This is a genomic window from Microcoleus sp. Pol12B3 (assembly GCF_036701355.1).
Classification (GTDB): Bacteria; Cyanobacteriota; Cyanobacteriia; order Cyanobacteriales; family Microcoleaceae; genus Microcoleus.
In genome coordinates this window covers 110,442-135,380 of record NZ_JAUBQS010000005.1, presented here as the reverse complement: position 1 = coordinate 135,380, position 24,939 = coordinate 110,442, and the positions used below count along the sequence as shown (strand labels likewise).

At 45.8% G+C, this 24,939-nt stretch carries 24 protein-coding genes and 2 pseudogenes; 12 read left to right on the top strand and 14 right to left on the bottom strand.

Going from position 1 to position 24,939, the window contains the following annotated elements; translation table 11 throughout:
• Window positions 1-56 precede the first annotated feature (56 nt).
• Window positions 57-719 carry a Uma2 family endonuclease gene (locus tag QUA53_RS04175; protein ID WP_333095266.1) on the top strand — a complete coding sequence of 221 codons (663 nt, stop codon included), beginning with the start codon at window positions 57-59 and terminating at the stop codon, window positions 717-719.
• Window positions 720-777: 58 nt separating this feature from the next.
• Here QUA53_RS04175 and QUA53_RS04170 read toward each other — a convergent pair whose 3' ends face one another.
• Together QUA53_RS04170 and QUA53_RS04165 are read right to left on the bottom strand one after the other, a co-directional pair.
• Window positions 778-987 carry a hypothetical protein gene (locus QUA53_RS04170; protein ID WP_333095267.1) on the bottom strand — a complete coding sequence of 70 codons (210 nt, stop codon included), beginning with the start codon at window positions 985-987 and terminating at the stop codon, window positions 778-780.
• Between the two features lie 97 nt (window positions 988-1,084).
• Complete coding sequence (locus QUA53_RS04165; protein ID WP_333248691.1) at window positions 1,085-1,633, bottom strand: DUF393 domain-containing protein; 549 nt, start codon at window positions 1,631-1,633, stop codon at window positions 1,085-1,087.
• Between the two features lie 300 nt (window positions 1,634-1,933).
• Between QUA53_RS04165 and gltX the strand changes: the two are divergent.
• Together gltX and QUA53_RS04155 are read left to right on the top strand one after the other, a co-directional pair.
• Window positions 1,934-3,376: pseudogene (gene gltX, locus QUA53_RS04160) on the top strand (glutamate--tRNA ligase); the annotation flags it as partial.
• A gap of 348 nt (window positions 3,377-3,724) precedes the next feature.
• Window positions 3,725-4,159 carry a CAAD domain-containing protein gene (locus QUA53_RS04155; protein ID WP_333095419.1) on the top strand — a complete coding sequence of 145 codons (435 nt, stop codon included), beginning with the start codon at window positions 3,725-3,727 and terminating at the stop codon, window positions 4,157-4,159.
• A gap of 92 nt (window positions 4,160-4,251) precedes the next feature.
• On the opposite strand, the gene QUA53_RS04150 is transcribed toward QUA53_RS04155, so the two are convergent.
• From QUA53_RS04150 to QUA53_RS04140, 3 genes are all read right to left on the bottom strand, one after another.
• Window positions 4,252-7,908, bottom strand: a complete 3,657-nt coding sequence (locus QUA53_RS04150; RefSeq protein WP_333095269.1) for a CHAT domain-containing tetratricopeptide repeat protein — start codon at window positions 7,906-7,908, stop codon at window positions 4,252-4,254.
• A 40-nt stretch (window positions 7,909-7,948) separates the two neighbouring features.
• Window positions 7,949-9,139: a transposase gene (locus tag QUA53_RS04145; RefSeq protein WP_333095270.1), complete on the bottom strand. Its 1,191-nt coding sequence runs from the start codon at window positions 9,137-9,139 to the stop codon at window positions 7,949-7,951.
• A gap of 568 nt (window positions 9,140-9,707) precedes the next feature.
• Entirely contained in the window at window positions 9,708-10,979 is a 1,272-nt protein-coding gene (locus QUA53_RS04140) for an aspartate aminotransferase family protein (RefSeq protein ID WP_333095271.1), read from the bottom strand.
• Window positions 10,980-11,107: 128 nt separating this feature from the next.
• Between QUA53_RS04140 and QUA53_RS04135 the strand changes: the two genes are divergently transcribed.
• A complete protein-coding gene (locus tag QUA53_RS04135; protein ID WP_333095274.1) occupies window positions 11,108-12,388 on the top strand; it encodes a ribulose bisphosphate carboxylase small subunit in 1,281 nt (426 codons plus the stop codon).
• Between the two features lie 93 nt (window positions 12,389-12,481).
• On the opposite strand, the gene QUA53_RS04130 is transcribed toward QUA53_RS04135, so the two are convergent.
• Window positions 12,482-12,736 (bottom strand): hypothetical protein, encoded by a 255-nt coding sequence (locus tag QUA53_RS04130; protein WP_333095276.1) that lies wholly within the window; start codon window positions 12,734-12,736, stop codon window positions 12,482-12,484.
• 14 nt (window positions 12,737-12,750) lie between these two features.
• Window positions 12,751-13,914, bottom strand: a complete 1,164-nt coding sequence (locus QUA53_RS04125) for an nSTAND1 domain-containing NTPase (RefSeq protein WP_333095277.1) — start codon at window positions 13,912-13,914, stop codon at window positions 12,751-12,753.
• Between the two features lie 251 nt (window positions 13,915-14,165).
• Here QUA53_RS04125 and QUA53_RS04120 point away from each other — a divergent pair, with 251 nt between their 5' ends.
• Window positions 14,166-14,480: a TRADD-N-associated membrane domain-containing protein gene (locus QUA53_RS04120; RefSeq protein WP_333082373.1), complete on the top strand. Its 315-nt coding sequence runs from the start codon at window positions 14,166-14,168 to the stop codon at window positions 14,478-14,480.
• Window positions 14,481-14,612: 132 nt separating this feature from the next.
• Here the strand turns inward: QUA53_RS04120 and rbsK are convergent, their stop codons facing one another.
• Entirely contained in the window at window positions 14,613-15,533 is a 921-nt protein-coding gene (gene rbsK, locus QUA53_RS04115) for a ribokinase (protein ID WP_333095279.1), read from the bottom strand.
• A 258-nt stretch (window positions 15,534-15,791) separates the two neighbouring features.
• Between rbsK and nblR the strand changes: the two genes are divergently transcribed.
• The 4 genes from nblR to QUA53_RS04095 all read left to right on the top strand — a co-directional run bounded on the left by nblR (window position 15,792) and on the right by QUA53_RS04095 (window position 18,145).
• On the top strand, window positions 15,792-16,487 hold the full coding sequence (gene nblR / locus QUA53_RS04110; protein ID WP_333037968.1) for a response regulator transcription factor NblR: 696 nt from the start codon (window positions 15,792-15,794) through the stop codon (window positions 16,485-16,487).
• A gap of 126 nt (window positions 16,488-16,613) precedes the next feature.
• Window positions 16,614-17,144: a DUF192 domain-containing protein gene (locus QUA53_RS04105; RefSeq protein ID WP_333095280.1), complete on the top strand. Its 531-nt coding sequence runs from the start codon at window positions 16,614-16,616 to the stop codon at window positions 17,142-17,144.
• 457 nt (window positions 17,145-17,601) lie between these two features.
• On the top strand, window positions 17,602-17,814 hold the full coding sequence (locus tag QUA53_RS04100; protein ID WP_333095283.1) for a hypothetical protein: 213 nt from the start codon (window positions 17,602-17,604) through the stop codon (window positions 17,812-17,814).
• Window positions 17,815-17,929: 115 nt separating this feature from the next.
• The gene (locus QUA53_RS04095) at window positions 17,930-18,145 is read left to right on the top strand and encodes a DUF2949 domain-containing protein (protein WP_333095284.1); all 216 of its coding nucleotides are present in this window, start codon (window positions 17,930-17,932) and stop codon (window positions 18,143-18,145) included.
• Between the two features lie 55 nt (window positions 18,146-18,200).
• On the opposite strand, the gene QUA53_RS04090 is transcribed toward QUA53_RS04095, so the two are convergent.
• The 6 genes from QUA53_RS04090 to QUA53_RS04065 form a co-directional block, all read right to left on the bottom strand.
• On the bottom strand, window positions 18,201-19,358 hold the full coding sequence (locus tag QUA53_RS04090) for an alanine--glyoxylate aminotransferase family protein (protein ID WP_333095285.1): 1,158 nt from the start codon (window positions 19,356-19,358) through the stop codon (window positions 18,201-18,203).
• Between the two features lie 83 nt (window positions 19,359-19,441).
• A complete protein-coding gene (locus tag QUA53_RS04085) occupies window positions 19,442-19,687 on the bottom strand; it encodes a DUF5340 domain-containing protein (protein ID WP_333055069.1) in 246 nt (81 codons plus the stop codon).
• 350 nt (window positions 19,688-20,037) lie between these two features.
• Window positions 20,038-20,937, bottom strand: a complete 900-nt coding sequence (trpC, locus tag QUA53_RS04080) for an indole-3-glycerol phosphate synthase TrpC (protein WP_333095420.1) — start codon at window positions 20,935-20,937, stop codon at window positions 20,038-20,040.
• A 58-nt stretch (window positions 20,938-20,995) separates the two neighbouring features.
• Window positions 20,996-21,421: a transcriptional regulator gene (locus QUA53_RS04075; RefSeq protein ID WP_333095287.1), complete on the bottom strand. Its 426-nt coding sequence runs from the start codon at window positions 21,419-21,421 to the stop codon at window positions 20,996-20,998.
• Window positions 21,384-21,683, bottom strand: a complete 300-nt coding sequence (locus tag QUA53_RS04070; protein ID WP_333095288.1) for a type II toxin-antitoxin system HigB family toxin — start codon at window positions 21,681-21,683, stop codon at window positions 21,384-21,386. Before QUA53_RS04070 ends, QUA53_RS04075 begins: the two co-directional genes overlap by 38 nt.
• A gap of 85 nt (window positions 21,684-21,768) precedes the next feature.
• On the bottom strand, window positions 21,769-23,220 hold the full coding sequence (locus tag QUA53_RS04065) for an NB-ARC domain-containing protein (RefSeq protein ID WP_333095289.1): 1,452 nt from the start codon (window positions 23,218-23,220) through the stop codon (window positions 21,769-21,771).
• A gap of 161 nt (window positions 23,221-23,381) precedes the next feature.
• Between QUA53_RS04065 and QUA53_RS04060 the strand changes: the two genes are divergently transcribed.
• From QUA53_RS04060 to QUA53_RS04050, 3 genes and pseudogenes are all read left to right on the top strand, one after another.
• Window positions 23,382-23,777, top strand: coding sequence for a hypothetical protein (locus tag QUA53_RS04060; protein ID WP_333219683.1), 396 nt, complete (start codon window positions 23,382-23,384; stop codon window positions 23,775-23,777).
• A gap of 386 nt (window positions 23,778-24,163) precedes the next feature.
• Window positions 24,164-24,457: a nucleotidyltransferase domain-containing protein gene (locus tag QUA53_RS04055; RefSeq protein WP_333095291.1), complete on the top strand. Its 294-nt coding sequence runs from the start codon at window positions 24,164-24,166 to the stop codon at window positions 24,455-24,457.
• Window positions 24,458-24,549: 92 nt separating this feature from the next.
• A pseudogene (locus QUA53_RS04050) lies at window positions 24,550-24,843 on the top strand (HEPN domain-containing protein); the annotation flags it as partial.
• Window positions 24,844-24,939: the final 96 nt, after the last annotated feature.

Below are 24,939 nucleotides of genomic sequence, written 5' to 3'. Positions count from 1 at the left end.
AAAATACAAAGTTTAAGCTTTTGGTATTTTATTAATTGAGTAAGGAGGAGCGAAATATGACAGTTACGCTCATTAACCCCTCCCCAGAAAAAACTACACAGCGGGTGGTATTATCTAATATCAGTTGGCAAACTTACCAAACCTTATTAGCAGAAGCGGGAGACAAGAGATCCTCGCGTTTTTCGTATTCTCAAGAAGTATTAGAAATTATCATGCCATCAGATTTGCATGAAACTGTTAATTGTTTGTTGAAACAGTTTGTGACTACTTTAAGTGACGAATTAAAATTGAAACGCAAGGGATTTGGTTCGACGACTCTCAACCGTGAAGATTTAAAGCAAGGTGCAGAACCGGATTCATGTTTTTATATCCAAAATGTCGATCGTATTCGCGGCCGAAAAATTAACTTGTCAATCGACCCGCCACCAGATTTAATTATTGAAGTCGATCTCACCAGTCCATCTACTAATCGCTTTACTATCTACAAAAACTTAGGAGTTCCAGAAATTTGGAGATATCTCGGAGAGACTGTACAATTTTTTCAACTTCAGAACGGAGAATATGCGAGCTGTGAATACAGTAGCGCTTTTCCGATTGTTTCTTCAGAAATAATCAATCAATTTTTGCAGATGGCCGAGACGGAGGATGATACTACCATAATTGAGGCTTTGCGAGTATGGGTGAGGCACCAGTTGCGATCGCCCGAAAATGAGCAATAATACTAAACTTAATTTAACTAATTCCTTTATCCCACGGACGATCGACTCCCAGCAGCGCTCAAAGGTGCGAGGAAATAAACGGTCGGGCGATCTGATATGTCAGAACTAGGACGATGGGTACGAGAATCGGAATCGCCACTAGCAGTCCCCATTTGCCAAACCTAAGTTTTTGACCGTCCGATTTGAACAGGAAAATTACAGCGACAATTCCCATAAGTATCCAGAGACCACCGAAGCCCATGAAGACTGTATAGCCTGCATCTTGCATTTTTTTTGACCTTTAATAGTAGTCCATCTTTAATGTTACTTGCAGTCTGTTTCTGCTGACATTTTCTGATAGACCGATCGAACTTATTAAATATGACTCATTTTGAGTTGGGTTGGCAGCGACCCTGACTTTCGCACTCGATCCGCTGAGTTCGATCGCTCATAATTGTTGCTAAATCCGGCCTTCCCGTCAGCTTCAGCCGCCAGTGGGCCCAAATTCCGTACAGCCAATTGGCGATCGCCCCGATCGCTGGTAACTTAGTCACAGCATAAACCCAGCCCATACCTAAAATCTCGTAAGTGCGACGAAAAACCTCCACATTTTTAACAGTCGTACCGTCGGGTAACACCGCGTGAATCCGCCCCATCGCCGTTTCGTAGTCGATTCCGCCGTGGGCCTCCGGGTTGTAGCCATCATCCGCGATATCCACAAACGACACTAAACCTCGCCCTGCGTCGCGTTTTTTCAAGAAATTAACCTCCCGCACGCACAGAGGACATTCACCGTCGTACAGTAACTCAATCTGCCAAGCAGGCGCAACAGACTTGGGTGAGGGCGCAACAGATTCGGAAAACTCGGTTTTAGTAGCAGACATAGGGAAATATATTTTAATGTCGTCGATCGCACACAAACATTTTACAAGCATCAATAGTTATCAGGAGCACCTTGGGTACTCCTAAAGCAGTTATTTGTGGTGTGAAAAATAGTCCCAAAGGTCAATCCAGTCTTGGCCACCCGCAATGCTAATATCATCAAGATGCCTTCTCGTGCCTTGCCGGAGACTTTCGCCCGATCGCCCGATAGTCAAATATCAGACAAATCGAGGCAAAGCACCTGCCAAGCACAACTGTTAATTCGGCAACAAAATATAATAAAATTTGAAGTCTTAAACATCAGCTATTCCCCCAACCAGCAAATCGCCCCCAATCTAAAAGCAAAAATCTACATGAATGTCAGAGTCCGTCTAGCCCCCAGTCCCACCGGAAACCTACACATCGGTACCGCCAGAACCGCCGTATTCAACTGGCTGTTTGCCCGCAACCAAGGCGGCACATTCATCCTGCGGGTAGAAGACACAGACGTAGAACGTTCTAAAAGCGAATACACCGATAACATCCTCGAAGGCCTCACCTGGCTGGGTATGGAGTGGGACGAAGGCCCGAGTTTTCAGTCGCAGCGTCTGGAAATATACCGCCAAGCAGTCCAAACCCTTCTCGACAATGGACTCGCCTACCGCTGCTACACCACGTCGGAAGAACTCGACGAAATGCGGGAAGCACAAAAAGCCAACAAACAAGCCCCCCGCTACGACAACCGGCACCGCAACTTGACAAGCAAAGAGCGCGCAGCTTTTGAAGGCGAAGGGCGACAAGCTGTGATTCGGTTTATCATCGACGACGATCGCACAATTTCTTGGAACGACATGGTGCGCGACACCGTAACCTGGAAAGGTAGCGACCTCGGCGGCGATATGGTAATTGCCCGTGCATCCAGCGGCGGCGTCATCGGTCAACCCCTCTACAACCTCGCCGTAGTTGTCGATGACATCGACATGGGCATCACCCACGTCATCCGCGGCGAAGATCACATCGGCAATACTCCGAAACAAATATTGCTGTACGAAGCTTTGGGCGCGACAATCCCAGAATTTGGCCACACGCCGCTGATTTTAAACTCCCAAGGGCAAAAGCTTTCTAAACGCGACGGCGTAACCTCGATTTCTGACTTCAAAGATATGGGCTACCTGCCCGAAGCTTTAGTTAATTACATGACTTTGCTCGGTTGGACTCCGCCGGATTCAACGCAGGAAATATTTACACTGTCGGAAGCAGCAGAATTATTTACATTCTATCGAGTCAACAAAGCTGGTGCAAAATTTGATTGGGATAAACTCAATTGGCTAAACAGTCAATACCTGCACAAAATGCCAGTGCCGCAATTGACAGATTTGCTGATACCTTATTGGTGGCAGAAAGGCGGTTATGAGTTTGACTTGGAGGCAGACCGCCCTTGGCTCGAACAAATAGCTGCTTTAATCGGGCCGAGTCTCGTTCGCTTAACCGATGCTGTGGATATGTGTAAGGTATTCTTCTCCACCACCGTGGAATACGAAGAAGAAGCACTCGCACAGTTGCAGCAACCAGGGGCTGCACAGGCTTTACAAGCAGTTGTAGAAGCGATGGAAAGTCATTCCTCCCTGACATCAGCGGAAGCTCAGAAAATCACTAAAAAGCTCAGTAAAGAGAAAAATCTTAACAAAGGGCTAATTATGCGATCGCTCAGAGCCGCTCTGACAGGTGCAATGCACGGCCCCGACCTGATAGAATCTTGGGTAATCCTTCACCAGCGAGGAACGGCTAAAACCCGCTTGGTTGATGCCATTAGCAACTTGAATTTGCCGGCTGTTGGTGTCGCGGCCGAAACTCCTACCCCAGAACAGCAAAACGCGGAAACTGCAACCGAAACTTCTGTCGCACAACAGCCGGCAGCGTCCGTTTCACCAGCCGAAATACCGACTTCAGCACCAGAGGTTTCAGCAGTCGAAATATCGGCTCCTGAAGCAGTGGCGGCGTCCGTTTCAGCAGTCGAAATACCGACTTCAGAAACAGGCGAAGTGTCGGGTCTTGAACCAACCGACGGGGAGGTTGCAGCAGTCGAAATACCGGCTCTTGAAACAGCCGCAGCAGCAGTTGAAATACCTGCCGCCAACCAGCAAAAAACTATTGCGAGTGGAGAAATGACTTCATCAAACGAACCAGAAACAACCGTTATCATCACCGAAGTTCCTGCCGGAAATGAAGCAGACAGTTCAAGCGGTACAACAAAAGTCATAATTACCGAAGAACCGCCAAGTCAGGCCCAGCAGATCAAAGAACAAATTATAGCAATTTTGTCCGAGTTTCCCGCTTACATCGGCAGCTTTTACGAACAGTACAAAAGTCCCCTGACTGTTATCGGGGTAATTGTAGCCTCGATTGTCTCTTTGAAAGTGCTTTTGGGCGTAATAGACGAACTCAACGACATCCCCCTGTTAGCACCCACATTCGAGCTAATTGGTATCGGATACACCGTGTGGTTTGTCTACCGCTATTTGCTGCGATCGTCCAATCGACAACAATTAGGTCAAGAAATTCAAGCCTTGAAAGAACAAATTTTCGGCAAAAAATCCTAAATTTTTGCGGTAATTTGTTGAATTTATACCCGACACTGATAACTTTAAATAAGTTGTTAGTGTCGGGTTTTTAAATGACTAATAACTAATGACTAAACCCCAGCCGCAGTAAAAGCCGCCCAATAATAAGGATTAGCAAAAGGATAGGGTTTGCGGTTGCGAATTTGCTGCAAAGAAGCCTCCGCAATCAGGCGAGAACTTTGAGAAAGCCGATCGAACATTTGCGAAATTTGAGGTTGAAAATCCGCCAGCAACACCTCCAATTCCTCGCTAGTCAAATCCCGCAGCCACCTTTGAGCGTCCCCCAGCGCGATCGCCACATCTCCCACCTGCAACCGAGAAAACCGTCCCAGATTTTCATAAAACTTGCTCGTCAGCAGCAGCGTAGAAACATCGTTCACCTTCCAAAGACTGCTAACCACACTAGACGTGCCAGCATACAACAAACCCGCCGACAAACCCACAAAATCTCCTCCAGCACCGCTAACTCCGCCCGCGGCAATTTCGCAACCCGATAAAGTAACTAAAAAATATTGTCGAAAATCTAGATTGAAAATTTCCTCCAAACTCAGAGAATCATTCCTCAAAAACACTGCGGATTTCAGTGGCCAAGCCAAATTAAGCAAACTCAAACAAGCAAAGTGAGCGCATTTTTTCTGCTGCAACTGCCCTATTTCCTGGGGCGAGTTTCCATTATTAGCAGACATTTCTTGGGAAAAAGCCTCTTTAATTGCCGGCTTATGGCGCACAACTTCTGTACTGGCAAAATACTGGGAAATAGTGCCGATTTCAATGTTGCTGTAGAACGCATCTCTGGTGAAAGTTGGAATTGCCAAAAGCTGCTGCAAACCGGGTCTGTACCGACCAAGAGCCGCTCCGTGTGCACTTTGTCTCAACAGCAATAGCTGACAGCTAGGAGCATAGCGAATTCCTCCGGCAAATCGATCGATCAAATAAGCAGCAGGCGCTGCAACGTCGCCAAAAGACGAACTTTGAGAAAAATCCGAAAGGCTGTAGGTTTCCAGATCAAAACCGCTGCGATCGCTCCACCCAGACCTAAAAATTCCCCCACCATCATCAAACCCGTCTCTCCCCGCCAAAGGCAAAGCGTGGAGTGGCAAAGCGTGCAAAAATCGGTGCGGCACAAAAATCAGCCGATCGCAATTATCGGGAATCAGCGCCACCACTCGATCGACTTCCAGCATCGTAGCCAAGCGTTTGAGGCGAGCCGGGAGATGATTGATCCAGCGACCTTTTTGTTCAGAATAAGCGGTGAGGTACTCCTGGCCCCAACTTTCGGCAGCCAAAGCATTTTCCGACGAACACAGGTGAACGGCGGGATATTGTGCACTCTTTACCACCACAAAAGCAACCAGCAACTCTCCCAAACTCGCCCACACCACAGCAGCGCAATTGTCATCAGGCAACAATTGGCGAATTTGCTCGAAAGCGATCGGTTCAACTTTGTGAGCTAGGCTGAAGAAAGGATCGTTTGCCTGCACCTCCCGCGCAATCAACCTATCAAACTGCTTCCACAATTGATTTAAGTGCATGAAGTCCGAGTTCGGCACCAGAGAACCGCTGTTCAAACCTTGGCTATCGCCCTCAGAAATTAAGGTCGTGTTCGGCTCAGGTTCTCCCTGTTCTTGGTGCCGCTGTTCCCCCGCTATTTCCAGTCGCAGTGACTCTAACTCGCTTCGCACCGCTGCAGGAATTTCGGCTTTCGGAGTCAAGTGGCATTTAACCAGCAGTTCTACCAAATTCCGATTTTTGTGGCGTTCGGCGTATTCCAGAGCCTTAGCGTAATATTCAGGTTGGGTAGCGCCGAGTTCCAAGCAAACTTGCACCAGGCATTTATAGAGTCCCGCCCAAGTGCGGGTTAATTTGACTTTTTCGGTACTCGTCCGATCGCCAAAATCGACTGTATCAACCCCAACTTCGCAACGCAAGAATTCAACAGTATCGACCGCAGCAGTAAAAACCCCGTAAGCGCGAAGCAAGTCGCCTCGAACTCGGTAAGCTTGACCCAAATAAAATAAAATTTCAGCCCAGCGGTGGGGATAGGTTTCGCGAGTGTAGACTTGACAGGCGCTGTGATAGCAGCCGATCGCGCTTTCCATGTGCGACACATTTTCCGCCTCCGTCAGTTGCGAATAAGCTCTGCCGAGATAAATTTGCAGCATTGCCCAGCGGTTGGGATAGGCCTGCCTGGTGTAGACTTCGCCCGCATTTTGATAGCAGGCGATCGCGCTTTTGAGGTTGCGGTTTTTTTCCCCTTTCACGTGTTCGCAGAAAGCGCGGCCGAGGTAGGCACACAGCATTGCCCAGCGTTCTGGAGATTTTTGGCGGTTGCAAAACAGCAAAGCATTTTGATAGCAGGCGATCGCCATTTCCATATTTTCGGCTTTTTCCCCTTTCACCCGCCGACTGTAGATCCTACCGAGGTAAGTTTGGATCGAAGCCCAGGCTTCGGGAAATTTGATCCGGGTGTAGACTTGTAAAGCATTTTGATAGCAGGCGATCGCCATTTCCATATTTTCCACCGGATCGCCTTTGATGCGATCGACAAACACCCGACCCAAATTCCTTTGAGTCGTCGCCCACTGCTGCGGAAAAGCTTCCCGAGTCCGCACCTGCAAAGCTCTCTGATAGCACGTAACCGCGTATTCGAGATTTTCAGCTCGGTTGCCCTGCGGCAACTCGCAGTAAGCATTTGCCAAATTATTTTGAGTTGTAGCCCAACGCCGGGGAAACACCTTGCGGTTGTAGACTTGCAAAGCATTCTGGTAGCAACCGACTGCCTGTTCCAGATTTTGGGCTTTGTCGCCCCGCAGCCGGCGGCTGTAAGCACGGCCGAGATTGTTTTGAGTGCTCGCCCACTCTTCCCCGAAAGTTTCGCGGGTGCGAACTCGCAGCGCGTTTTGATAGCAGGCGATCGCCTGTTCTAGATTGTCTGCCGGATCTCCCCTGAGACGCTCGCTGTAAGCGTTGCCTAGATTGTTTTGCAGCGTCGCCCACTGTTCCGGGTACTGTTCGGGCGTGCGTACTTGTAGGGCATTTTCAAAGCAAGCGATCGCCTGTTCGATATTTTGAGCCTTATCACCTTTGGGGCGATCGCTGTAAGCGTTGCCCAGATTGTTTTGCATCACCGCCCATTCTTGGGGAAAGTCTTTGCGGGTAAACACCTTAGCAACTGTTTCGTAACCGGCAATTTCGATTTCCAAGTTGTGAGCTTTGCTGCCGAGGGGAAACCGCCCAATTTTGTTGCTCAGATTGCCGATTAACGCTGCAATGCGCCTAGTCTCAGATTCTTTGGCAGCAGAGAACACCAAATTGGCCCAGTGGCGCAGCAATTCTGCGAAATTCTGGTCGAGTTTGTCTAAATTGTTTCTCAGAAGCGAGTACAGGTGCTGCGAATCAGCACCGCGCGCGACTGCTTGCAATACTTCTGCTAAAAAAGCCAGATATGCTGCCCCGGTTGCGGGCAATTTATAATTCCCTTTTGCCGATTCTAAGGGTGCGATCGCCCTTTGGAAAAATTTTGCAGCTTTCAGCAAGCTTTCTCGCGTCAGTACCACTTCTTCCAAATAAAGCGTTTGCACGAACCCAAAGTCGATCGACTTTGGGTTCGTCCTCAAAATCAAATCTATTCCTGAGTCCCCAGGATTTTCCAGCAGCGCTTGGAGCATATTAACATCAGTTTTGCGACGCTGTTCGTCCATCGTGCATTCCGCCAAACTATTAACCATAGGAGCGCTGCTTCCGTGCAACCAAGTGAACTACCCACCGCTAAATCGTAGTACCGAATATAGTAGGGGCTTGTGTACTCATAGGCGAGGGCCTTAGCTTAGACTTTCGTCCAACCTTTGGTCTTACCTCGCATCCTAAAGCCGAAATGGCTGAACCTTCTTGCGCCTTTAGTATTTTGATACCTTCTGCTTTCATATTTATCCCTGCTTTCTTCTCGCGAGCGCGATCGGTAGCACAGTGAGGACAAGTCTCTTCCCTCATATCTAATGGCATCTCGGTCATTTGATAGAAACAATTAGAACAGAGTTTAGAACTGGAAACCCCTCTATCAATCTGGACTAAGTTCCCGCCTTTGCGTTCCAACTTGTAGGCTAAGAAGTTGGTAAAACTTTCCCAAACCTCATCCGATCTTGCTTTTGCCAAATTTTGATTGCGAATCCTGTTCCAGAAATGAAATTTTTCTACTCTGACCGCGAGTCGATCGCTGACCAACTTATAACTAAGTTTATGTAGAAAATATTGCCACAATTTCCTAAACCGCTCGCCTACCTTTGCCACAGCTTTTCTATATTTGTGTTCAGAATTACTGCTTTTATGCTGGGCTTTTAACTTTTGCTGCTGGTGCTTCAAGTTCTTCTCCTGCTTGGCAAAATGCTTGGAACTGTCATATTTATATCCTTTTAAATTGCCAGCAATTCTACCTTGTTTTGTTTTATGGCTCTCAGCATTCTTGATTTTAGTCAGTATAGATACCAGATATTTATCGGAATATTTTTTACTAATAAGTGAAGTCTCAATTTTTCCCTCACTTAATCTATATCTCTTTATTCTTTTCCAGGTCATTTTCCTATAATTTAAAATTATAGTACGCACAAATTTAACTTTTTTAGAATTCTGAAATAACAGTTTTTTAGCTTGATATGGTAACTTATAAAACCCAGTTATTTCATCAAAAAACTTTTTGTATGCAGTCGTTAAGTTGAGTGTAGCATCTTGCCCAAATTGGCTGTAACACTGACTTAAACCTACACTTCCCTCGGATTTTTTGATAGCAGGTAAAAGTGTGTTGAGGCCGGAGTAGCCACGTTTTTTACCAGTTTTTTTATAAACTTTAATTGATTTATTTAGATCGTAATTAGACCACCAACGCGCACCCCCAAAAGTTGAAGCTACTGGTATTTGTTGATTTTGGGTAGGATACAAACGAACTTGGATAGCCTTGTGTAGCAATCAACATCACCTCCTTGATTCTTCTATTCTCTCACAATATACAGTTGACGATCAAAGCATTACGAAAAAATTTTGTGACGAGGATTACATATTTCTCTCTAGAAAGCGAGCCCCAAAATTACTTGAGGATGCAATCGTCGTCACCCCCCCCTTCCCACTATAACGGTACTCAGTTGAGTTGGAAGGGCGCGAAATTAAACCACGATTCACACCCAACAGACACTCACATAGGGAAACTAGCACCTACGATCGCTAATAGTATAATTTTGCGCGCTGCTCTTTAGTAAAATCGCAGTTCAAAACACCGTCAGTCTGTCAGGGCGGGTTTCACAGACAGTTCTAAATTTGACAAACCCGCCCTGACAGACTTGCAGCGGGGCGGGTTTACTTTTACCCCGATCGGACTTAGGCCAAAAAACCGGGCTTATGGGAAACTATTGGGTTTGGTAACGAGGAATCTCGAAAGAAACCCGGTTTCTGAGGAAGAGTGTGTCCTCGACTAAGTGAGTTATCTAGGATATGGCGCGAGTTTCAGCGCTACAGCTAACAAAAATCAACTCAGTAAATTTTACTGTACCGCTTGAGAACGCAGCGCTGATTCCACTGCCTGCAGAGCTCGATCAACTTCAGCAGCAGTGACAATCAGCGGCGGGACAAACCTCAGCACTTTTGGCCCTGCAGGAACCAACAAAACTCCTGCGGCGATGGCAGATTTGACAATATCAGCCGATGTCAGTTCGATGTCAGCTTGCAATTCCATCCCGACAATCAAACCCCAGCCGCGCACTTCGGCAATTAAATGCGGATATGTGGCCGCCAACTTGTTGAGCCCTGCTTTCAACTGTTCCCCGCGCTGCTGCACGTTTTCTAGAAGGTTTTCCCGTTCTAAAGTTTGGCAAACGCACAAAGCTACAGCGCAAGCAAAAGGATTGCCGCCGAAAGTGCTGGCGTGACTTCCCGGTTCAAATACATCGCAGAAAGATTTGCACAGCATAGCGCCGATCGGGATACCGCCGCCCAATCCTTTGGCAGATGTAAAGATATCCGGTTCAATGCCGAGGTTTTCGTAGCCCCAGTATTTGCCGCTGCGTCCCATCCCGACTTGCACTTCGTCGAGAATGAGCAAAATGCCTTTTTCGTCGCAAATTTCCCGAATGCGCTGGAAGTAGGCGATATCTCCGGGGCGAACTCCGCCTTCGCCTTGCAGCGCTTCCAGCATAATTGCAGCAACTTGGCGTTCGTCTTTGTCGAGTTGCTCGATCGCCGTTTCGATCGCACTAATATCGTTGTAGGGCACATAGTGAAATCCGGGAACCAAAGGGCTAAAACCCTTCTGATATTTAGGCTGTCCCGTTGCCGTAATTGTCGCCAAAGTCCGCCCGTGGAAACTCGCAACAGCGGTAATGATTGTCGGATTCGAGATATTTAATTTTTCGTGGGCGTACTTGCGGGCGAGTTTAATTGCCGCTTCATTAGCTTCAGCGCCGGAGTTGCAAAAGAAGGCTCTGTCCGCGCAAGAATGGTCTACAAGCCACTTCGCCAGCTCGCCCTGTACGGGGATGTAATAAAGATTAGAAACGTGGTGTAGGGTTTGAATTTGCTGAGTTACCGCTGCAATCATTGCCGGGTGCGCGTGTCCCAGAGTGCAGGTAGCAATACCAGCCACAAAATCGAGATATTCGCGGCCCTCGGTATCCCAAACGCGGCAGCCCAGGCCCCGTTCTAGGGCGATCGCAAAACGCCCGTAAGTCGTCATTACATAGCTGTCGAAGCTCTCAGAACTGAAGGGACTGGCTTCGGCTTGCACGCTTGGTTCTTTTAGTAAGGTTTCTGGACTCACGAATCGCTCCTTAACACATAATATGCAGACCTCGATTGTACGGTAAAAATCCAGGTTAGCGGTGCAGGCTGTTAGTTTTGTCATAAAATCATAACAGTAACAACAATTAATCCCTCACAAATCTACTGATGAGTTATTACATTTCTCCTAACTTTCTCGATAAAGTTGCGGTGCACGTCACTAAGAACTTTTTAAATTTACCCGGGGTAAGAGTTCCCCTAATTTTGGGAATTCACGGCCGCAAAGGAGAAGGCAAAACTTTTCAAACCGAACTGGTTTTTCGGCGAATGGGCTTTGAACCGGTGATGATATCTGGTGGGGAATTAGAAAGCCCGGATGCAGGAGATCCGGCGCGTTTAATTCGCTTGCGCTACCGGGAAGCTGCGGAGCAAATTAGGGTGCGGGGCGAGATGTGCGCCATCTTTATTAACGATTTGGATGCTGGTGCTGGCAGGTTCGATACTACTACTCAATATACTGTCAATACTCAGATGGTCAATGCGACTCTGATGAATATTGCTGATAATCCAACTAACGTGCAGTTACCGGGAAGTTACGACAGTACGCCGCTGCACCGAGTGCCGATTATTGTCACCGGAAATGATTTTTCAACGCTGTACGCGCCGCTGATTCGCGACGGGCGGATGGAGAAGTTTTATTGGGAACCCAGCCGGGATGATAAAATTGGCATTGTTGGGGGAATTTTTGAGTCGGACAAATTGTCAAAAACCGATATTGTGGCGTTAGTGGATAATTTTGCCGATCAGGCGATCGACTTTTTTAGTGCTTTGCGATCGCGCATTTATGACGAACAAATCCGCGAATTCATTCACAAAGTAGGAATCGAGCGAGTTTCCAAGCGTTTGGTAAACACTTTGGAAGCAGCGCCAGATTTTCATAACCCGAATTTCAGTCTCGCTCATTTATTAGAAATGGGCAGTTTGATGGTGGGCCAACAAAAGCGGATTAAGGAAATGCGCTTAGTAGATGAATACAACCAATCGCGGCTGTTTAACGTTCAAGGAACCCCCAATGCCCCTGCTGCTGCTGCGCCCACGCAAAGTGAATTAAACGACCCGTCATCCAAATATTATAAGGCTTACGTGGAGCCAAGTTCTGAAGCGGGTAACGGTCATGCGGCGCGGCTGAGTTCCGAGGTGTTGGAACAAGTAAAGCAGTTATTAGCAAGAGGCTGCAAAATTGGGATGGAATATGCAGATAATCGCCGATTTAAGACTGGTTCTTGGCAAAGTTGCACGACGATTAACAATGCACAGGAAAAAGAGGTGGTTGCATCTTTAGAAACTTGTTTGGCGGAACACGGCGGCGAATACGTGCGGCTGATTGGTATCGATCCAAAAGTCAAGCGGCGGGTAGTTGAAACTATTATTCAGCGGCCGCAGGGTTAAAGCTAAAGTAGTTAAAGTTATGAAGGACACAACAATGTTGTGTCCCTACAGGCAATATCTTCATCTCGCCGTAGACTACTGGACAGACAGAGATTATGCAAACCAGTGGCGAATTAATTCTACTTGGAAACGGTAGCCCTCACTAACTTCCTCAATCCATTCGCGTTGCAGAAGTAAATTGAGAGCATCAGATTTATTGGGAAAGTGTTGCAAAATAGTTAATCTGCTGACTGTTGCCCCTTCTCCTCGTGCTGCCAAAAACTGCAAAATAGCTAATCCTGCTGCATCTGCTTGATTGCAGGGCTTGCGATCAAATTGCTTTACGTACTTAATTTTGAGTAGTTTCATAAATATAACGATCGCTAGAAAACTATATCAAAGAAAGGATTAAATAAATTATCGAAGGACTGCATCTGTTTTAACCCTTCTTCCTGCCAATCATCCCCCATTTCCCCATCTTCCAGACTAAATAATCGTTCTCGACAAAGGATTTGCAGCAGCAGAGGCCAGCATATACTTTGAGTCAAAATCCACTCGACATCCTCAGCCGCAAAAGGCATGGGCAAACTGGCTATGAACTCGCGCGCTTCAGATTCAGTCAAAGCACCCAGATTTGCGGTATATCCAAAGATAGTGAAAAAAGGCGAACTATGTCCGGTGCGACGTGCTAAGTCGATCGGCGATTCTGGAGTGGCCAAGACAAACCCTAAATTCCCATTGGTTTGGTATGTTCTCAAAAAGTGCAAACTCTCCCAAAACTCATCATCTAATTCGGGACAGCGCTGTAAACCTACACCAATTTCATCAAATAAGATGACTGTAGGCTGAAGTAAATTACTGCTAACCACATCCATAAATCCCTCTAAGTCGCAAGGGGTGGGAACTGACATTTTTAGGCATTCTAAAATGTAGCCCAGCAACCCTTCCCGACTCTGCCGTCGCGGATCTTGAAAATCTACCAAAATCCAGCGATAGTTTTCTGGAGAGGGCAACCAGTCAGATTTTTGACCGGGACGCAACTGTGCTGTTGGGGTGGTGGTAATATTTTTCAAGTATTGCAGCAAAGAAGTCTTGCCACTGCCGCTCTTGCCGATAATGGCAGCATTTGGCAGGGGACGGCGTTTCAGTAAGTCGAATAGGCGTTTTAGTTCCTTCTGCCGCCCGAAAAAGTAGCGCGGATGGGTGATGGGAGTGCCAGTTACAAACGAGGAAGTTTCGCTATCTTCTGCATTTTGCAGTTGATTTTTAGGAGCCAAATCACAGTCAACCTCCTCCAGTTTTAGCCGAAGCGCCCTAAAAACAAGTTCAAGAGAGCTTTTTTCGACTCCCTGACCCCGCACTATCTTCCTGACTGTATCAGGATGTAACGTTTCGCCGTTGAGCTCAAGTTGAATTTTTTCATGGATTTTACGGACGGCGTATCTTTCGCTGGTGATACCCAACCGATCTATCTCAGCCTGAAGTTTCTGCTTTCCTGTGGGTGTCAGTATCACACCGCGATCGCGCTGCTGCGTCCGTGAATTCATAAATTGGCGAAGTTTAACGTTCGGGTGACGATATTCCCGAACTTAAGGAAGATAGTAATAGTTTATATGAACTTAAGCCAGTAAACCAAGTTTGCTCGGATCTCAGCCTCCCAAGCTGAAAAGCTAGCTGGAACTGAGATGGCAAAGTTAATTACTCAAAATCTACAAAGTTCCTGCCTATCGTCTTCAGAATCGTCCCAAAGCTGTTTCAGTAGGTGGAAGATAGACAGTGTACAGTTTAAAGAAATGAAATGCTTCTTAATAAGTCCACTTCCAACCCACCATTCCGTTCTGATGATTACCCAGAAATGGAGCGAGATGTCATTCAAGAACGTTTGCGTCAAGCTAAATTTAGTTTTAACGTGACTATTGGGTTAAAAATAGTAAACGCCTTTATGAGTATTTTAGTCATCGTACTGTTGTTTTCTGGAAAAGTCACAGAAGGCTCAGTTGCCACCGCTGGCGGATTAACATTAAATATTGTCAGCGGTAGGTTACTCAAGTTTACAAAAGAAACGAACGACAGACTCGATCGCCTAGCCAAAGAATTCAAAGACGACGATTAAATAAAAATCGTTAAAGTAGGGTGCGCCTTCCGCACCTGACAAATTACCAATTCCACTAATACGCGGTTTACAAGTCAAAGTAGGGCGCGCATTCCGCACCCTACAAATTCAACTAACGCGCACCTGACAAATTCAAGTTAAATTCTGCAAAAATTCATCAAAAGTTGCCCGATCGGGCATAGCACCTTGAGCACCCACTTTAGTTGTGCACAAAGCGCCTGCTGCTGCGCCCCACCGCACCGCTTCTGACAAGGACACACCGGCATCTAAGGCCGAGGCCAACCCGCCGTTAAAAGCATCGCCAGCAGCCACAGTGTCGATCGCCTCCACAGCAAAAGCCGGTACAAAAAACGTTTCATCCGCCGTAACAGCAACAGCCCCGCGATCGCCCAATTTGACAATAACATTCTTGACACCGCGCTCCTGCAAGTGTTTGGCAGCTACAATCGCGGTTTCGGTGTCATTCACCCGAAAACCGACTAACTGGCCCGCTTCCACTTCATTCGGCGTGATAATGTCAATTAGGGGATAAAGTTCGATCGGCAAATCCGGCCTAGCCGGTGCTGGATCGAGAATAACCCGCACCCCCGCTTGACGAGCAGCTTTCGCAGCTTTTTGGACAACTTCCAGGGGAATTTCTAACTGTAACAGCACAGATGTAGCTGCTGTTAACAGTTTTTTGAGACGTTCTATATCTGCTTCACCGACATTGTTATTCGCGCCCGGAATCACAATAATATTATTTTGGCCTGTCTCGTCTACGGCGATAATTGCCACTCCTGAATGAGTATTTTGGTCGATTAATACATTGTCTGTATTTACCCCATAAGATTGTAAATTTGTCAATAATTCTTCAGCAAATTTATCGTTGCCGACGCGACCGATGATGTGGGTGGCAGTGCCAAGACGGGCGGCGGCGACGGCTTGATTTGCTCCTTTGCCACCGCCGGCCGTGAAAAAATTGCTACCGATGATAGTTTCCCCTGGCTGCGGCAACCGGGGAGTTTTTGCTGCTAGGTCGATGTTGATACTGCCGAATACGATGATGCTCATAAATTATTCAATTTGGTAATTGGTAAGCTGTAGCGCATTTAATTTGTAAGCTACTTTTTACTTAAACTCTTGTGGCGCTGGCAGGATAGCCCGGGGCGATCGATTTTCAATTTAAATGCCAAATAGTTTAATTGGTAATTGGTAATTGGTAATTCTCCCACTCTCCCATTCTCCCCCTCTCCCTCTCTCCCACTCTCCCACTCTCCCTCTCTTCCTTAAGACGTGCTAGAACAGTTATGGTCTTCATCGGTCAATTCAATGGCTGCAATTACTCTCGATCGCAATCCCTGTGTCCTGCTAGTTGAAACAGACGAAGTTCTCGCCGGACACTTGAGTCTCGACTTAAAATCCTCCGGCTATGAACCGGTAGTAGCTTCTAACACCGCCACCGGCCAAAATTTAGCCCGTGAATTGCAGCCTGCTTTGATTGTAATTGACCGGATACTTGGCGCTGAGTCGGGGCTGTCACTGTGTTCTTACCTCAGAAGTATTGGCAATCGGGTGCCGGTGCTGCTATTGGTCGGTCGTGATACAGTGGACGATCGCGTCGCTTGTCTGGAAGCTGGCGCGGATGATTATTTTCTGAAACCTTACCGCACTGAGGAGTTTTTGCAGTTGGTGCGCTTGTATTTGCAGCCGGATAACAGCAGCAACGAACAATTGAGGTTTGGCGATTTAGTTTTGGATTTGGCCTCTAGGCGGGCCTTACGCAACGGACGGGCGATCGACCTGACGATGAAGGAATTTGAACTGCTAAAGTATTTGATGGAACATCCCCGCGAGGTTTTGACTCGGGAACAAATTCTGGAAAATGTTTGGGGTTACGACTTTTTGGGTGAGTCGAATGTAATTGAGGTTTACATCCGCTATCTGCGGCTCAAAATTGAAGATGAGGGCGAAAAGCGCTTGATTCAGACGGTGCGCGGTGTTGGCTATGTGATGCGGGAAGCTTGAAGCGGTCAGTTGACTGTTGACTGTTGACTGTTGACTGTTGACTGTTGGCTAGTTCCAATGTCCAATATCCAATGTCCAATAGTCAATTAGCAATCTAAAATCTAAAATCTAAAATCTAAAATCATTATGAGTTATTTAACTAATTTGCTCGGTATTGGAGTAAGTATATTTTTGCTGGGATGTTCGCCGACTTTACCCATCGCGAATGCTGGTGCTACTGGTATTTTGGCGGATCGGTCTCCGACGGCGAAAACATCGGGTCAACTGCTGCCTGTTTCTGCTAGAGCTCGGATAGCCGATCGCCCAATCGAACTCGAAGTGGCGAAAACAGCGGAACAGCAGGCTATGGGTTTAATGTACAGAACTTCTTTGCCGGATGACAGAGGAATGCTGTTTGAGTTTAAACCGGCGCGGCGGGTCAATTTTTGGATGAAAAATTGCAAGATTTCTCTGGATATGATTTTTCTGCGGGATGGGGTGGTTGAGGCGATCGAAGTTTCTGCACCTCCTTGTACTGCCGATCCTTGTCCTACCTACGGGCCCGATACTGCTGTCGATCGAGTTATTGAACTCCGGGGCGGGCGGGCTGCTGAACTCGGTGTCAAAGTGGGCGATCGTATTGAAATCGAGTTTTTTAACGAAAACCTCGATCAATAAACAATCCCCCGGTTTCCCTCGCCCAGAGATCCCCCTGCCTTCGGAATACCGGCGAAAATTTAGAAACTTTACAAAAATTGATAAAATCTATTAGAATATTAATGTAAGATTCAGTACAAACACCGAAAGATTTGCTACGATGTCGATCTCAGTCAGTCAGGACTTGAGCTTGTTTCCGGAAGCTGTAGATGGTTGGTCGCAGGTATGAGACGAGTCAGCGACTCGTTACCAATCCTGAGAGACGATACTCAGCCTCAAGGTGTAGCAACACGAAAAGAAATTCTCTGGAAGTTCTGGCGATCGAGCTAAATCGACTAAACCTATCTAAAGTAATATGCTACGAGCCAAGTTAATTGGCGGTAATTGGCAAACTTAACTTCTGGTAGCAGTTTCAGGTTTGATCGAAATATCTAACTAATTTTCCCGAAGTAGATTTGCGGATTCTGCATTTCGGCAGATGAAGTTAAACTCTGAACTTGGTTTAGTAGTTTTAGGTAGCAGAATTTATTCTGATTCGCGCTGCAAAGATGCCGAGGTATTCAGTTTAGGTTCGATCGCGATTACCAGTCGATCGGGCAGACATCAGCAAAATTGCAAAACCTTTCACTTTTTGGGAAAGGTTAGCTTGTGCGCTTGCACTCAGCATTACGTTTGGCAGTTCAACCGCTAATAGCGTTTTAAAAGCTATCGACGGTAACAAGACAAATTTAAAACTGGCTTATTACTCATCCAAAACATCAGGTTCACATCAGAAAATGGTGTCCTATACTTAGAGGTGAAATCACATGGCACCCGCTAAATACACTCGATTAATTCGATTTTTACAAGAAGATTTGGCAATTTCCCCCGCGTCAATTGCTGTCGCCGAACGTGTCGGCGATAACAAACAGCGGCAGCGCGATCAAGACCCGAATTCCTTGCCGATGGTTCTGTGGCAATACGGTTTAGTCACTCTCGAACAGTTGGATAAAATCTTTGATTGGTTATCCGAAGCATATTAAAAGGATTTTAGATTTTAGAGAGCATCAAAAATCTAAAATCCTTTAACAACTGAGATTAGGATTCAGCCAAGAATTTGGCAGCAGCGGCAACCCCGGCACCAGGAGTGTAGCCTTCATGACCCAATTCTCGCAACACGACTTCTAAAGAGGAAATTGCTGCTAGAATATCGCGATCGCACACAAAGCCCAAATGACCGATTCGGAAGATTTTACCTTTCAAATGGTCTTGTCCGTCGGCGAGAGCAATGTCAAATCTCTTTCTCATCAAAGTCCGTACTTTTTGAGCATCTACGGATTCTGGCGGCATAACCGAAGTAATCGCAGGGCTGGCCGCATCATCAGCGGCAAACAACGGTAAACCTAAAGCTTTTACAGCAGCGCGAGTAGTTGTCATCAACCGTTTGTGCCGCGCGAAAACATTTTCCAACCCTTCTGTTTTCATCATCTGCAGCGATGCTTGCAGGGCAAAAAACATATTGACCGGTGGAGTAAAAGGAGTGGTATTTTTGGCAGCGTCTTTGCTATATTTGCCCAAATCCAAATAATAGCGGGGCAGTTTCGCAGTTTTGTAAGCTTCCCAAGCTTTGGGACTGACAGCCACAAAACCCAAACCTGGAGGAATCATGTAAGCTTTCTGAGAACCCGAAGCAATGACATCGATGCCCCAAGCGTCCATCGGAATATTGACAGCGCCTAAACTGGTGACAGCATCGACCATAATTAAAGCTTCACCGTGGGCCTTAACGTGGCGGTTGATGGTTTCGAGGTCGTTGAGGACGCCCGTGGAGGTTTCCGAGTGGGTGATGATGACAGCTTTGATTTGCTTCTCTGTATCTGCTTCGAGTTTTTCGCGGAAGTTTTCGGGGTCTAAAGGTTGGCCCCACTCGGCTTTAATAATTTCGGCGTTTAAACCGTAAGCTTCGGCGACTTCGGCCCAACGTTCACCAAATTTGCCGTTGCATCCGACTAAAACTCGATCGCCCGCACTTAGGAAATTAATTATCCCAGCTTCCATCGCGCCGGTACCAGAAACCGTTAAACTCAGCACGTCACTTTTTGTTTGGTGCAGCCATTTCAAGTTTTCGGTACATTCTGCAAAAATCCCGTCAAATTCCTTGCTGCGGTGGCCCATCGGGTGTTTTGCCATCGCTAACAATGCCGCTTCAGGCACCGGCGTCGGGCCGGGAATCATCAGCATTAATTTGTTGTCCATGATATTGTCCTAAGTTTTTCTGTGGGAGTTATATAGAATAAATCAAATACGATACGTCACGTCGCGTCGATACTCTAAGTTTTTTAACTTTTAACTCCCTTGTGGTTAATTTCATTTAGAGCCCAGCGATGTTCTACCGCTAAGTTCGATCGCTCGCAGCTTTGTTCTAATTGCTTTTGAATGGCAAGGGCTTTACGCAGTGTAATAATAAGTTGGTGAACTTGTTGCTGCTGCGGCGATTGTGGACTGACAGCAAACATCGTTTTGCGCTCTAACAATTGAAGTAGCAATTCATAATGAATGTACGAAGGAAGGGGGATTGGCTCCATGAAAGCTAACATACCTCAGCGAACCGACACCCCATTGCAATTGCATGAGGCATCACAGGTGAACATTAGATGCCCGATTTTTTATTTGTGTTCTAACCGTACAATAACCCCTGCTTTGCCGATCAAATATTCGGGGCTGGGTGCGTTGGACACGCTAAATCTTGCGATCGACAGGCTTACAGAATAGATTTAATTGCTTTCTGGCAAAATATTTCTATGCAATATAGCTTTCAGTGCTATTTCTTTTTTACAGTAGCGCTTGAGTCGATGCAGGCTAGAAATTCTCATTATTTACCTACTTAATCATTTTTTATCAGAATTAAGGGTGGTTTGTCAAGCGGTCTCGCCTTTCACAGGCTGGGAGGGCGAGCGGCCAGCGAGGCTAAAGCGGCACCCGGATCGGGCTGCTTGACCAGAGATTCGCCAATGAGAACGGCTTCTGCTCCGGTGGTGGCAACTTTAGCTAGGTCGTCGGGAGTGTGGATTCCTGACTCGCTGACGATGAGGATGCCTTTTTCTTGGATTTCGGTTTGTCGATCGGCTAATAGTTGACCGGTAGTTTCTAGGCTGACGGAAAAGTCTTCTAGGTTGCGGTTGTTGATGCCGATCAGGTTAACGCCTTCTAGGGTTAATACTCGATCGAGTTCTTCGAGAGTGTGAACTTCTATTAAAGCTGTCATGCCCAACGTCTTGACAATTTTTACAAAGTATTGTAAGTCTTTGTCAGATAGAATGGCTGCGATTAACAATACAGCATCGGCGCCGTGAATCCGGGCGAGATAGATTTGGTAGGGATAGATAATAAACTCTTTGCAAAGTAAGGGTAAATCGACGGCGGCACGGATTTTAGCGAGGTTGTCGAAACTGCCTTGAAAGAACTTTTCATCGGTGAGTACGGAGATGCAGCTAGCGCCGTTTTGTTGGTAAGCTAGGGCGATCGCCACTGGGTCGAAATCTTCGCGAATTACGCCTTTACTGGGGGAAGCTTTTTTAACTTCGGCGATGATAGCAGGTGTGGTTTTGCCGTTTTTAAGGGCGGCAAGAAAGTCGCGGGTTGGCGGTGAAAACGGGAGTTTTTTGTGAAGATCGGATAACGGGGTGCGATCGCGCTTTTGGGCCACTTCAGCTTCTTTTTCCCAGACGATTTCTTCGAGGATGTGCTGGGGTTCGGCGTCGGGTACGGCGATTTGGTAGCTGAGGTAGAGTACGGAGACGGATGTGCTGGGGGGACGGCGGCGGATTTGAAGCATGATAGGGGGATAAAGGGCGATCGTAACAAGTTTCAACGTATTATATAATGGTTTACGATTAATCAAACAGAAACAAACCCGGATTTACATTAAAAAATTTTCCCAAAGCCTCAGCTTGTTTTTTGCTAATTTCTAGCTGACCGTTAACGATTTCAGTTACCGTCTCAACTGTGCCAATAATTTCTACTAAATCTGCTAGTTCTAAACTTCTAGCATCCATCAAATGAAGAAGTCTTGAGTGGGGAGTAGAGGCATTCAGTTGATAGTGAGTTTCTTCATAATCCTCAATTAGTTTGACTAAAAGTTCTAACAGAGTATCTTCTTCGGGAGTTAGATTGTTCCGAGATAGCAAGTTTTCAACTATTTCTAAAAAAGTCTCGTTTTCATCTTCATTTTTGATGATTCGAGGTTGATATTGAGACAGCAGGCTGCTGTACCTGTCGGAGTCAAAAGTAAGGGTCGTTTTTCCAGTTGTCTTTGTCATATTCTGCATGAGTCAAAATGTACTTGATATAAACAATCTGCTTTTGATAGTTAAGACTTACGATTAATCGATATTTATTTCCTTTGATATTGAAAATTGTAAAATTTCCAACTGCTTCAGCTTGAGGATAAATAGTTTGAACATCAATAAGTTTAGTCCAGTTGGCTTGACTAGCAATCTTGTACCAATCATCGAGGGCTTCGCAGGAATCAGCATGATTTTGGCAGTAGTCTCTTAATTTTTTGCGACTGATAACGTGCATTTAGCGATCGTTCAGATGTTTTGCAGATACCTAATTCTATCAAATTTAAGTGCGAACGGCTAAAACCCCAATTTTACTAAAAGGTCTATCGGGCTTCTTTTTCTATTTTTAGGCGGGAATAGTTAGTTTTGACATACTCTTTTAGTACCGGTGCAAGGGTAAAAAATGTGCGATCGCCCTCCGGGATTTTTTCAACTAATGAACGCCGTCCCAAGGATTGCATAATTTTCAAAAATTGCGATCTAGATAAATGCAGATTCTCTGGCACTTTTGAGAGGGAAACAGGCGCGGTTTCACTAGCTAGCCATGACATTACCTGTTTTTCTGACTCGGATAAGCTATTAAATGGCTGATGCAGTAAAGATTCTAAATCACCTAAAAATATTGTATCATCCGACAAAAATTCCGATAGGCTGCCGTTAAACAAATCTTGAATCATGGTAGCAACTATTTTTAACCACAAGGGATTGCCTCTGTATTGTTCAATTAGTTCTGACCATTTTTCATGTTCAGCTAAACCTTTTTCTCTAAGGATTTCCCCCCCTTCAGCACCTAAACCATTGAGTTGTAACGATCGCACTGGCTGGTTTGTGCCTTCTAATGCGGCGACTTCTCTAGGCTTTTCCGAACTGAGCAACACTAAACAACTATTGTGAGATAATTCTGCTACCTGTCTGAATAGTGTGCCGTAATCTTCATATCCAGGTTTGTAATTGCCAGCGAGTTGTCCGCTGCTATTTATCATTTGTACGTCATCAAGTATCAGCAGGCAGCGGTATTTTTGTAAGTAGTTCAGTAGGGGCCAACCCCCCGTGGTTGCCCCATTCTCTGGGACAACTACACTATCGGCATTTGGGGCGGGCACGGGGGCACCGCCCCTACTGAAGAATTGAATTATACTTGTTTGAAGTATTGGCAGGGGTGGAGATGTGGCGAGACTTCGCCAGATGACCAAATCAAATTCATGTTTGATTTGTTCTACTAGGTGTGCCGCGAGTGCGGTTTTGCCAATGCCGACTATGCCATGTATGGCGAGTAGGCGGGTGTTTTCGTGGAGAATGCACTGTTTGAGGGTGGCGAGTTCGGATGTGCGATCGTAGAAAATTCCCAACTTAGGCATTTCAGCTAAGAATTGACGCAATTTTGGTTCAGTGTTGCCTTTGTTTAGAGGTTCTTCATCGGTTGGTGAATTGGGGACTTTTGGGGACTGCAAACTATTTTCACAGACGCTGACGTTACCAATGTGTACAAAATCTTTATAGAAGTTCCCGAAACTTGAGAATTTTAATCGCTCGAATGTGACTCTAAAATTTGATTTATTGACTTCTTCACCTAATAATTCTGATAGTAGCTTCCATAATTCAGATGCACTATCTTTGACGTGGCCTTCACTACAGTGAGATTCATCTGCTATTCTTGAGTATTTCTGACATTGTAAAGTACCCCGCAGTATCATCTCTTGCAGATTGTCTAAGTGTTTTCCCGTATTAACAAAAACTAGGTCGTCTGCAATTTTTAAGACTTCTTGAACGTCCATAGGTTGCGTTGTTATTAGAGTTTAACTGATTATATCCTACTTTTTCCGACTTTTTTCGATTTGAGTCGGTTGTTGAAGTCCCGACTTTTTCCGACTGGCAAAAAAGAAGTTTTTGCAGATGATGTTTACATAAAGATTTCCACTCAACAGTTATGAAAGGTATGAAACGAATTTCCGGTGTTTTCTTCGTTCTAGGTTTAACTATTTCGATCCTTGCTTTTAACCTCCCAACAAAAGCCCAAAGCAATCTAAACACTGGAAATACTGGTAAGTCTGGTTATATTGCTCAGAATGATGATGTAGAGGTTTTTCGCAATCCAACGGAAGGAGATAATATTCCAGTTGATGTAACAGTAAAAGGTGCTAGTGGGACAAATAAGACAGCACGTCAGCAAGGCGCCAATGCTTTTTGCAAGGCAAATCAATATACCCAAGCCCTAACTTTTGATTACGCACGTGATAGTACCGTCGGCACTATGCAGTGGAATCCAAAAAGTGAGCAATGGGAATTTTGTGAAAGATGTACAATGTACCTGACGAAAGTAACTTGTAAGTAAGCCGATTATTAAGCTAGCTAAGCTACAACTAAGTACCGTTCTTAAATCAATAGTCCGGACATTTTTTAGGTCGTAGTCTGAAACCCTTCATTTTCTATTGGCAGCTTGATTGCCAATTCCCAGGAGTGAAATAAGAAAAAACGTAAACTGCTCGTGGCGATCGCCCTTCTATTATTGAAGTGCGATCGCTCTTTTTTTGAGTATCACTAATTCTTTTTCTCCAACACCATAGGGAATTTTTACCGCTTTGACAACCATTCATAAGACAAACTATAGTGAGTAGGAGAAAATCGGAGTGGGATATTTGGTATAACGAAAGAATCCCGATCGCCCTCCAATCATTTATAACAGATATGAGCATTAACGATAAACTTAAGAACATACTGATGCAATTAAGATCGCACTTCGAGCAACTGTACGGCGATCGCCTCACCCAAATGGTACTCTACGGTTCCCAAGCGCGAGGCGATGCACATCCCGACTCAGATATAGATGTTTTAGTAGTTCTGAAAGCGCCAGTCCAAGCGGGCGAAGAAATTGATAGAACTCTTCAGATAGTAGCAGATTTGTCGCTCCAAAATGATGAAGTGATTAGCTGCCAGTTTATGAATGAAGAAAAATTCACTAATTATCAAAGCCCTTTGCTCAGAAATATCCGTAAAGAGGGAATTTTAATATGACATCGGCTCAATTAAACTTACTCGCAAAAGCTCGTCAAAGCCTTTCAGCGGCTAAGTTAATGTTAGATGGCTAATACCCGGATTATGCAGCATCTCGCGCCTACTACACCATGTTTTATATAGCCGAAGCATTTTTAGAAGGAGAAGGGTTATCTTTTTCTAAACATTCCGCAGTCATTAGCGCCTTTGGCCGAGAATTTGCTCGTACAGGAAGAGTTCCTGTTAAGTTTCACCAATACCTCATCAGAGCTCAAGAATTGCGAAATGCTGGAGATTACGGCGAACTTGATGCCGTTACCAGCGCTCAAGCCGCAGAATCGATCGCCCAAGCTGAAGAATTTCTAGAATTAGCCCAAAATGCGATCGGCACTCTACCGCCGCCCTAAAATAGAATACCCAGATACCCGACTTCTTGAAAAAGTCGGGTATCTAAAAATAGCACTTACGCGGGGGCGAGAAACCGGGTTTTTTTACGAAAATAT

What these genes read in the sequence shown, in the direction of transcription:
- QUA53_RS04060 (WP_333219683.1), top strand. Translation starts at nt 23,382, where the DNA reads ATGAAACGAATTTCCGGTGTTTTCTTCGTTCTAGGTTTAACTATTTCG.
- QUA53_RS04070 (WP_333095288.1), bottom strand. Translation starts at nt 21,683, where the DNA reads ATGCACGTTATCAGTCGCAAAAAATTAAGAGACTACTGCCAAAATCAT.
- QUA53_RS04095 (WP_333095284.1), top strand. Translation starts at nt 17,930, where the DNA reads ATGGCACCCGCTAAATACACTCGATTAATTCGATTTTTACAAGAAGAT.
- QUA53_RS04135 (WP_333095274.1), top strand. Translation starts at nt 11,108, where the DNA reads ATGAGTTATTACATTTCTCCTAACTTTCTCGATAAAGTTGCGGTGCAC.
- QUA53_RS04165 (WP_333248691.1), bottom strand. Translation starts at nt 1,633, where the DNA reads ATGCTTGTAAAATGTTTGTGTGCGATCGACGACATTAAAATATATTTC.
- nblR (WP_333037968.1), top strand. Translation starts at nt 15,792, where the DNA reads ATGGCTGCAATTACTCTCGATCGCAATCCCTGTGTCCTGCTAGTTGAA.
- QUA53_RS04150 (WP_333095269.1), bottom strand. Translation starts at nt 7,908, where the DNA reads ATGGTTAATAGTTTGGCGGAATGCACGATGGACGAACAGCGTCGCAAA.
- trpC (WP_333095420.1), bottom strand. Translation starts at nt 20,937, where the DNA reads ATGCTTCAAATCCGCCGCCGTCCCCCCAGCACATCCGTCTCCGTACTC.
- QUA53_RS04100 (WP_333095283.1), top strand. Translation starts at nt 17,602, where the DNA reads ATGAAGTTAAACTCTGAACTTGGTTTAGTAGTTTTAGGTAGCAGAATT.
- QUA53_RS04120 (WP_333082373.1), top strand. Translation starts at nt 14,166, where the DNA reads ATGCTTCTTAATAAGTCCACTTCCAACCCACCATTCCGTTCTGATGAT.
- QUA53_RS04175 (WP_333095266.1), top strand. Translation starts at nt 57, where the DNA reads ATGACAGTTACGCTCATTAACCCCTCCCCAGAAAAAACTACACAGCGG.
- QUA53_RS04105 (WP_333095280.1), top strand. Translation starts at nt 16,614, where the DNA reads ATGAGTTATTTAACTAATTTGCTCGGTATTGGAGTAAGTATATTTTTG.
- QUA53_RS04085 (WP_333055069.1), bottom strand. Translation starts at nt 19,687, where the DNA reads ATGGAGCCAATCCCCCTTCCTTCGTACATTCATTATGAATTGCTACTT.
- QUA53_RS04170 (WP_333095267.1), bottom strand. Translation starts at nt 987, where the DNA reads ATGCAAGATGCAGGCTATACAGTCTTCATGGGCTTCGGTGGTCTCTGG.
- QUA53_RS04090 (WP_333095285.1), bottom strand. Translation starts at nt 19,358, where the DNA reads ATGGACAACAAATTAATGCTGATGATTCCCGGCCCGACGCCGGTGCCT.
- QUA53_RS04065 (WP_333095289.1), bottom strand. Translation starts at nt 23,220, where the DNA reads ATGGACGTTCAAGAAGTCTTAAAAATTGCAGACGACCTAGTTTTTGTT.
- rbsK (WP_333095279.1), bottom strand. Translation starts at nt 15,533, where the DNA reads ATGAGCATCATCGTATTCGGCAGTATCAACATCGACCTAGCAGCAAAA.
- QUA53_RS04155 (WP_333095419.1), top strand. Translation starts at nt 3,725, where the DNA reads ATGACTTCATCAAACGAACCAGAAACAACCGTTATCATCACCGAAGTT.
- QUA53_RS04125 (WP_333095277.1), bottom strand. Translation starts at nt 13,914, where the DNA reads ATGAATTCACGGACGCAGCAGCGCGATCGCGGTGTGATACTGACACCC.
- QUA53_RS04130 (WP_333095276.1), bottom strand. Translation starts at nt 12,736, where the DNA reads ATGAAACTACTCAAAATTAAGTACGTAAAGCAATTTGATCGCAAGCCC.
- QUA53_RS04075 (WP_333095287.1), bottom strand. Translation starts at nt 21,421, where the DNA reads ATGACAAAGACAACTGGAAAAACGACCCTTACTTTTGACTCCGACAGG.
- QUA53_RS04055 (WP_333095291.1), top strand. Translation starts at nt 24,164, where the DNA reads ATGCAATTAAGATCGCACTTCGAGCAACTGTACGGCGATCGCCTCACC.